Origin of the sequence: Bacillus sp. I-2 (assembly GCF_001974945.1) — a bacterium.
Taxonomy (GTDB): domain Bacteria; phylum Bacillota; class Bacilli; order Bacillales; family Bacillaceae; genus Bacillus; species Bacillus safensis.
In genome coordinates this window covers 284862-291832 of the sequence record NZ_LZRW01000044.1, presented here as the reverse complement: position 1 = coordinate 291832, position 6971 = coordinate 284862, and the positions used below count along the sequence as shown (strand labels likewise).

The window sequence follows — 6971 nt, the reverse complement described above, 5'->3', positions numbered from 1 at the left end:
TAGGAACACTGGTCACTGGTGGAAATGTTCATGATAGTCGTATGTTAGATTCACTCGTATCAAAGGTGACAAAGAAAGTCGGAAAACCCAATGTAGTCGCAGTAGATGCTGGATATAAAACACCTTATATCGCCAAGTTTTTAATGGATCAAAAGATAAGACCTGTCATGCCTTACACTCGCCCGAAAACAAAAGTTGGTTACTTGAAAAAGAATGAATACGTATATGACGCACATTTTGATTGTTACATTTGCCCCAACGGGCAAATTCTCTCTTATCGTACAACAACTAGAGAGGGATATAAGCAATATGCGTCTGATTCAGAGGTATGTAAACCCTGCTCGTTTTTAGATAACTGTACACAAAGTCAAAATCACATCAAACAGATTCACCGACATTTTTGGCAGGACTACCTAGACGAAGCAGACCATCTGAGACTCACTAAAATGAATAAGAACATCTATGCAAAACGGAAAGAAACGATCGAACGCGTTTTTGCGGATGCAAAAGAAAAGCATGGAATGCGATGGACGAAACTTCGAGGACTGAAAAAAGTTTCGATGCAGGCGATGCTTACTTTCGCTGCCATGAATCTTAAGAAATTAGCAAACTGGACATGGAAAGAGCCATGCCCAGTGTAAAGTAACTTATCAATTTTATTAAAATAAGTGAAAACCCCACTTTTACTTGAAATAAAGGTGGGGTTTGTCTACGGTCTGGGACTTTCTTTATAAAGAAAGTCTTTTTTTCATTTTTATCATATCTTGCAGCACTAAACCCTCCATCGATATAGTATCTCTCGTTATGTTGACCCCTTTTTTGGGTTTTCATATAACAAAAATGTGTATAAAATTACAACATTTTTAATAAAATTCCTTTACACATTTGGAAGTTTTATAGTAGGATAGTCAGGTTGGAGGTGAAAGAAATGCTAAAAAGCTACTATTTTATTCATACAAAAGATCAACAGGGACAATTTGTTGTACATACAGAAGATTGTGCATTTTTAGGTGATGCTGCAAGCCGAACGTTGATTGGCCTGCATATGAATGGTGAAAGCGCCATTGAAGAAGCCAAACAATTGACGAATGAAGCTGATTTTAATGGATGTTTCTATTGCGCTTATTCTATTCATACAAAATAAAACATGATGTTATGTTTGTCTTACATATGATAAATCTGCAGTCATCTAAACCTATTTAACTTTAATTTGTAAAATAAAAATTCTCCCTATTAAAGGGAGAATGAATTATATATATTAGTTATTAACTTTTATGAGGTTTCTAACGTTTTTTTATATTAATTGTTTTAGATTGTACATACCCTAGATCTTTACCATTCTTACTAGATAAATCGACATGTACAACAGCTTCATATCCTCTATGTTTGTATTCTGGTAGATTTAAGCTTAATTTTTTCAGCGGGGTTTTATATTTAAAACTCCCTCTTTCAAATTTTGCGGTATATGTATAGAGTCCGATTGGGGACAAATGAGCATCATATCTTAGTTCACCACATTTACCATTTTGTTCAATTGTAAAATCAACAGTTTTAGCTTTTTTAGAATAATTGGTAGCATCTGTCCATACTCTTACCTTACATGTAGATTTAGCAAAATAAGGGGTTTGCCAATTGCTAGTAGCAGCTGATGCATCGATAGAAAAAAAGATTGATACACATAAAAATACAAACGATATTACTAGTCTTAACTTCATAAAATCACCCTTTTTTTAAAATATATAGAAATTATATAATATTATTACATTTTGATCAACAATTCTTTCTGAATTACAATATACAAAAACGTTTTCAAAATTATTTATTAAATTTTCATATTATAAATAATTTTTTTCGTATTTAATCCCATTTTGTTTCTATAATAAACATCAAAGTCATGTTCATAATTTAAAAAAATGCCGACCAAGTCCAATACATATATCACTTTTAACAATAACCCTATTTGCAATTTACCAATAAAAACGTATAATTTATACTAAGCACAGGAAGACGAAAGACAAAGGAGAGAAAAAATGGACGATTATGCTCATACTAAAGACATAGAACCTACAGCAGAAAACATCGCAAAAGCCATTTATACTGTTAACCGCCATGCTAAGACCGCACCAAACCCCAAGTTTCTTTATCTTTTGAAAAAACGCGCGCTGCAAAAACTATTGCAAGAAGGTAAAGGAAGAAAAGTGGGCCTACATTTCTCTAACAATCCCAAGTATAGTCAACAACAGTCCGACGTGCTGATTGAAATTGGAGATTATTATTTTCACCTGCCACCAACGAAAGAAGACTTCGAATTTTTGCCACACTTAGGAAATTTAAATCAATCATATCGCAATCCAAAAGCGAATATGTCATTAAACCGAGCAAAGCAAATACTTCAAACGTATGTCGGTTTAAAAGAAAAACCTGCCGCCACAAAACAAACATCACATTACACAAAGCCCGTCTTCAAACGACTCGGGGAAAGTTATTTTTAAACAGAAAAAACCACTCATACCGAGTGGTTTTTTGTTTAGATAATAAAATGATCGACTTTTTCAATCAGCTGATGAATTTCTGGTTTACTGATTTGATCATCTGCCCCGATCGTTTCCCCTTTATGACGCAAATCTTCAGTGATTAACGAAGAGAAAATAAGAATCGGAATGGAATTTGTTAAAGGATTGTCCTTTAGCAGTTTTGTTAACCGGTGGCCATCCATTTTAGGCATTTCAATATCCGTAATAATCATATCAATTTCTTCTGTGACACTGATTCCTTTGCTGACAAGGTCCATGACATGATCATATGCCTGTTTGCCATCTTCAAAGGTCACAATGTTTTTATAGCCTGCTTCGGTTAATTCATTTGTTAATAAACGCATGAGAAGCGGAGAATCTTCAACGACATACAGTTTCTTCCCTGTTCTTCTCTCGTCTTTCTCACCGTCAAACATATGATACGTATCAACACCAGAAGCGGATTCAATATCATAAATGATTTTTTCGTAATCTGGAAGGAAAATCATTTTTTCATCAAGCTTAATGATGCCCGTTAAATGACGGTCCATCCCTTGATTGAGTGCAGTCGGCTTCTCAATCTCTTCCCAGCTGACGCGGTGAATTTGTGATACCGTTCCTGTATGGAACACAAATTTCCGTTGGTTGAATTCAGTCACAATATATTTCTCTTGTTCTGACTGATCTGACTCGACATTAAAAAAGGAAAATAGATTGATGACTGGTAAAATCTCGCCTCGTAAACTAATCATTCCTTCTACATCTTGGTGAGAGTGCGGTACAACCGTCACCTCAACCGGCTGAATGATTTCTCTTACTTTCATGACGTTAATGCCGAATTGATTTGCACCAATTTCAAACTTCACAATTTCCAATTCATTGGTACCAGAGTCAAGTAAAATTTCTTGTTTGTTTAAAGCCACGGAAATCCCTCTATTCTTCAATATAAGATTGTACTTTTTATATCGGCAGCATAGGTAAAAAGTTGACGTTTCTTTACGCTTTCTCTCGAACGAATTGATGAATCACAAGTCCTATCGCTGCAAGGATGAGCAAAGACCCTAGTGCAAGGCGGCTTGCGAGATTTCCGTGCTCTGCAAACAGCAGGGTAACTGAGCCATAAATGATCGGCCCGATAATGGAAGATACCTTCCCTGAGAATGCAAAGAGGCCAAAAAACTGTCCCCTTTTTTCCTTCGGTGTCAGTTCAATAATCAAGATTCGTGATGCTCCCCAGCTTGCGCCAAGTGAAATCCCGAATAAACTGCCCGCTATCCAGAAGACCCATTCGGTTGCCGCTGTCACAGCCAGAATCAGCGCAGCAATCAAAATGACATACACAACTGTAATCGATCGCTTTGCCCCTATCGCTTTTGTGATATATCCAAACAGAAAGGAGCCAATGATACTTGAAATGGTCGATACAAGATAGAGCAAAATAAATTGCCCAGCGGTAAAGCCAATGATGATTTTGGCATAAACAGCCATCATCGCAATCGCTGTTTGTAAAGCATCATTCATAAAAAAGAAAGCAATCATAAAGATAAAAGCTGGCTTGTACTTTTTCATCTCTTTAAACGTTTGAATAATCTCTTTATACCCGCTGAAAAAAGACGCCTTTTTCTCTGGCTGAGGCAGCGGATGAGGATCTTTTACAAAAAAGAGAAAGGGTAGAAAAAAGATAAGGAATAAAAGAGCTGTCGGAATAAATGCTTCATGAAACTGGTCATTGCCGACAAGTAAATAAACAGAGAGACCGACAAGTGTTCCTAAATAGCCAACGGCGATACCAAATCCTGAAATAAGCGGGATTTCTTCTTTTGTCCCAAGATCGGGCAAAATGGTGTCATAGAAAACAAGACTAGAATGATAAAAAAACTTTGCGATCACAAACAAGGTAACCACGACTAATAAAGAAACAGGCAGCCCAAACCATTCACTTGAGAAATCAATCCCAGCAAAAATCCCCATCAAAAGCGTACAGGCAATACATATGAACGTAAACACCGTAATGTAACGTTTCTTTTTTCCTGTACGATCAATCAGCACTCCGTATAAAGGTGTAAAAATGACGAGAAAAAAGCTGGCTAGTGCGTTTGCATAAGAAATAAAGGTGCTGGCGATCTGGTCCATTCTCGCACTGTCCCCGATCGTTTCCTGCAAGTAAAACGGGAAGAAAATGGTGATCATATTTGATGAAAAGATCGTATTTGCAAAATCATACAACGCCCAGGCCAGCACAGGTGCTGTCAAAAACAGCCCAAAGCCTGCCCCTTTTTTCTGTGCGGTCTTTTTTCCTGTTCTCAATCGATTGTCTCCCTTCCCTGCCTCATTTTTCACTATCATTCTATTTTATGTGCTGTTTCCCTCATCCATACAAGCGATCTATGAAAAAAAGCACCTCTTACCATATAGCAGAGGTGCTTTTTTCGTTATTTCTTCACAACAATGGTGCTTGCAATCAAATCGTGAAGTGCTTGTTTTTTCTCTGTGAAAAAGGCAATGATATAGCCAATATATAAGATCGGAGACAAAAAGCCTTTTGCAAAGAAGCGGCCAGTTGCACGGCCAAATGTGACCTTTTCGCCTGTGACTTTTGTTACTTTGATGCCGAGAGCCATCTTTCCAAGTGTTCCTTGCAATTTTGATGATTCCATGATGGCGTAATAAAGCCATGTCACCACGGTACCCATCAAGATTGCCCCTATATAGAAAAAGATCAGTCCCATAATAGCTTCCCACTCCTCATCCGTTATGACGGTTGAAGAATAGTAATAACTGTCGTCATCCATCATCATTGCTGCCTCTGGGCTTGAGATAAAAAAGACTGACGCCAAAATAAACATGATAAATGCAATTGGTACACCGATAATGATACCGTCCAAAAGGTGTGCAAGAAAACGATAGCCTACACCTGCTAGCTCAGGATGCTTCTTTTCTTGAATGTGTGGTTCTGTTATGTTGGTTTCCATCCTATTTCTCCTTTATTATGTATGTTTTCTATAAATTTCTTATAATCATCCGTTATTATATCCTATGAATATAGCAAGATCAATGGAGCTTTACACTTTTACATACATTTTAGATCAGTTTGATCTAAGCGATTTATGTGAATAAATACTGAAAATTTGTGAAAAACATGGCACTTCTAGTTCTTTTACCTCCTGATTTTTTAACATTTTGTGATATTTTCGTCTTGTTTCCATTCTTCTGTTGACAATGATTCTTCAAATGGTACAATAGTCAAGGATTTTTTAAAGAAAGGTGTTCATGATGGGAACTGTCGTATTATTAAAGAACAACGAAATGACTGTAATTGAAGATATTTGCGAGGCTGACTTTTTAGATATGAAGCATGGTTTGTCAAATGATGACACAGCTTATATCTCTTGGTATGAAGACTACGATACTGCTTATGGATATTGATTTCATTTCATAGATGAAGCGTAAAAAAAGGCGATACAACCTGAGAATAGGTTGATCGCCTTTTTTACGTTTGTGCGCTTCTTTCACTTTCAGGTTCCACATGAATAAAGATTTGTGCATGCGGAAATTCCAGCTGAATCTTCTCTTCAATTCGATCACATAATTGGTGAACATCTTCAATCGTTGTCTTTCCATCTACAATCAAATGAAAATCAATATATTCCTCGGCACCAGACCGCCTTGTTCGAAAGTCATGATATTCAATAAATTCTTGACTAAATCCTTGAATGATCGCTTCGATTGATTGTTCTTCCTCTGGTGTTAACCGAGCATCAACAAGCGGCGGGAAGGCTTCCTTCATGAGTTTAAACGCTTCACGCATAATAAAGAGGGCCAGAACCATTCCAATGATCGGATCTAGGAAATACCAGTCGGTTAATGCCACAAGCAATAAACTAAATGCCACCCCTAATGACGTAAACACATCCGTTAAAAGATGCAGTGCATTTGATTTCATGGCAACTGAATGTACTCGCTCAGCCTCTTTGTTCACAATCCTCGATACAACAAAATTGATGAGCGCACCTAGCAGCATGACCACAATGCCAAGCACAGGCAGCTTGACTGGCTCTGGATGCATTAATTTGTGAACACATTCGTATATAATCCAAATGCCAGCAACGAAAATCAGCAGTGTCTCAATCGTTCCAGAAATATTTTCGACTTTTCCATGTCCATAAGGATGTTTAGAATCTGCTGGCTTTCTTGAAATACGAACAGAAATAAATGCAATAAACGATGCCATTAAATCGAGAAACGAATGAATGGCTTCTGATAAAACCGCGACAGATCCGGTTAATAGACCCACAATGATTTTTAAGATGACAACAAATGTGTTGCTCAGCACGGATAGAAACGCGATTTTCGATGTCTTCGCTGATTGTTCCATCTATCGTCCTCCTTTAGGAGATCGTATGTCTATGAAAGCAATTCCCATGACCCTGATTCTCACGTTCTTTCAGTTTACGCAGT

General features: G+C 37.2%; 9 protein-coding genes. 4 read left to right on the top strand and 5 right to left on the bottom strand.

The window, feature by feature from the left end:
• Both BAE31_RS16330 and BAE31_RS16325 read left to right on the top strand, forming a co-directional pair.
• Positions 1–641: transposase (locus tag BAE31_RS16330; protein WP_139336398.1), on the top strand; the 641-nt coding region annotated here is incomplete at its 5' end.
• 287 nt (positions 642–928) lie between these two features.
• The gene (locus BAE31_RS16325) at positions 929–1144 is read left to right on the top strand and encodes a hypothetical protein (RefSeq protein WP_046310797.1); all 216 of its coding nucleotides are present in this window, start codon (positions 929–931) and stop codon (positions 1142–1144) included.
• A gap of 139 nt (positions 1145–1283) precedes the next feature.
• Here BAE31_RS16325 and BAE31_RS16320 read toward each other — a convergent pair whose 3' ends face one another.
• Positions 1284–1715, bottom strand: coding sequence for a hypothetical protein (locus tag BAE31_RS16320; RefSeq protein ID WP_046310795.1), 432 nt, complete (start codon positions 1713–1715; stop codon positions 1284–1286).
• A gap of 315 nt (positions 1716–2030) precedes the next feature.
• Between BAE31_RS16320 and BAE31_RS16315 the strand changes: the two genes are divergently transcribed.
• Positions 2031–2492 carry a YkyB family protein gene (locus BAE31_RS16315; RefSeq protein ID WP_070325765.1) on the top strand — a complete coding sequence of 154 codons (462 nt, stop codon included), beginning with the start codon at positions 2031–2033 and terminating at the stop codon, positions 2490–2492.
• Positions 2493–2527: 35 nt separating this feature from the next.
• On the opposite strand, the gene BAE31_RS16310 is transcribed toward BAE31_RS16315, so the two are convergent.
• From BAE31_RS16310 to BAE31_RS16300, 3 genes are all read right to left on the bottom strand, one after another.
• Complete coding sequence (locus BAE31_RS16310; protein ID WP_024424709.1) at positions 2528–3436, bottom strand: chemotaxis protein; 909 nt, start codon at positions 3434–3436, stop codon at positions 2528–2530.
• Positions 3437–3509: 73 nt separating this feature from the next.
• Entirely contained in the window at positions 3510–4820 is a 1311-nt protein-coding gene (locus BAE31_RS16305) for an MFS transporter (RefSeq protein WP_076840955.1), read from the bottom strand.
• 125 nt (positions 4821–4945) lie between these two features.
• Positions 4946–5485, bottom strand: a complete 540-nt coding sequence (locus BAE31_RS16300) for an RDD family protein (RefSeq protein WP_024424707.1) — start codon at positions 5483–5485, stop codon at positions 4946–4948.
• Positions 5486–5786: 301 nt separating this feature from the next.
• On the opposite strand from BAE31_RS16300, the gene BAE31_RS19775 reads away from it, so the two are divergent.
• Positions 5787–5939 (top strand): hypothetical protein, encoded by a 153-nt coding sequence (locus BAE31_RS19775; protein ID WP_162842519.1) that lies wholly within the window; start codon positions 5787–5789, stop codon positions 5937–5939.
• A 64-nt stretch (positions 5940–6003) separates the two neighbouring features.
• Here the strand turns inward: BAE31_RS19775 and BAE31_RS16295 are convergent, their stop codons facing one another.
• On the bottom strand, positions 6004–6888 hold the full coding sequence (locus BAE31_RS16295) for a cation diffusion facilitator family transporter (RefSeq protein ID WP_025092345.1): 885 nt from the start codon (positions 6886–6888) through the stop codon (positions 6004–6006).
• Positions 6889–6971 lie beyond the last annotated feature (83 nt).

Coding starts and splice junctions, on each gene's coding strand:
- BAE31_RS16325 (WP_046310797.1), top strand. CDS start 929: ATGCTAAAAAGCTACTATTTTATTCATACAAAAGATCAACAGGGACAA.
- BAE31_RS16320 (WP_046310795.1), bottom strand. CDS start 1,715: ATGAAGTTAAGACTAGTAATATCGTTTGTATTTTTATGTGTATCAATC.
- BAE31_RS16315 (WP_070325765.1), top strand. CDS start 2,031: ATGGACGATTATGCTCATACTAAAGACATAGAACCTACAGCAGAAAAC.
- BAE31_RS16300 (WP_024424707.1), bottom strand. CDS start 5,485: ATGGAAACCAACATAACAGAACCACACATTCAAGAAAAGAAGCATCCT.
- BAE31_RS19775 (WP_162842519.1), top strand. CDS start 5,787: ATGGGAACTGTCGTATTATTAAAGAACAACGAAATGACTGTAATTGAA.
- BAE31_RS16295 (WP_025092345.1), bottom strand. CDS start 6,888: ATGGAACAATCAGCGAAGACATCGAAAATCGCGTTTCTATCCGTGCTG.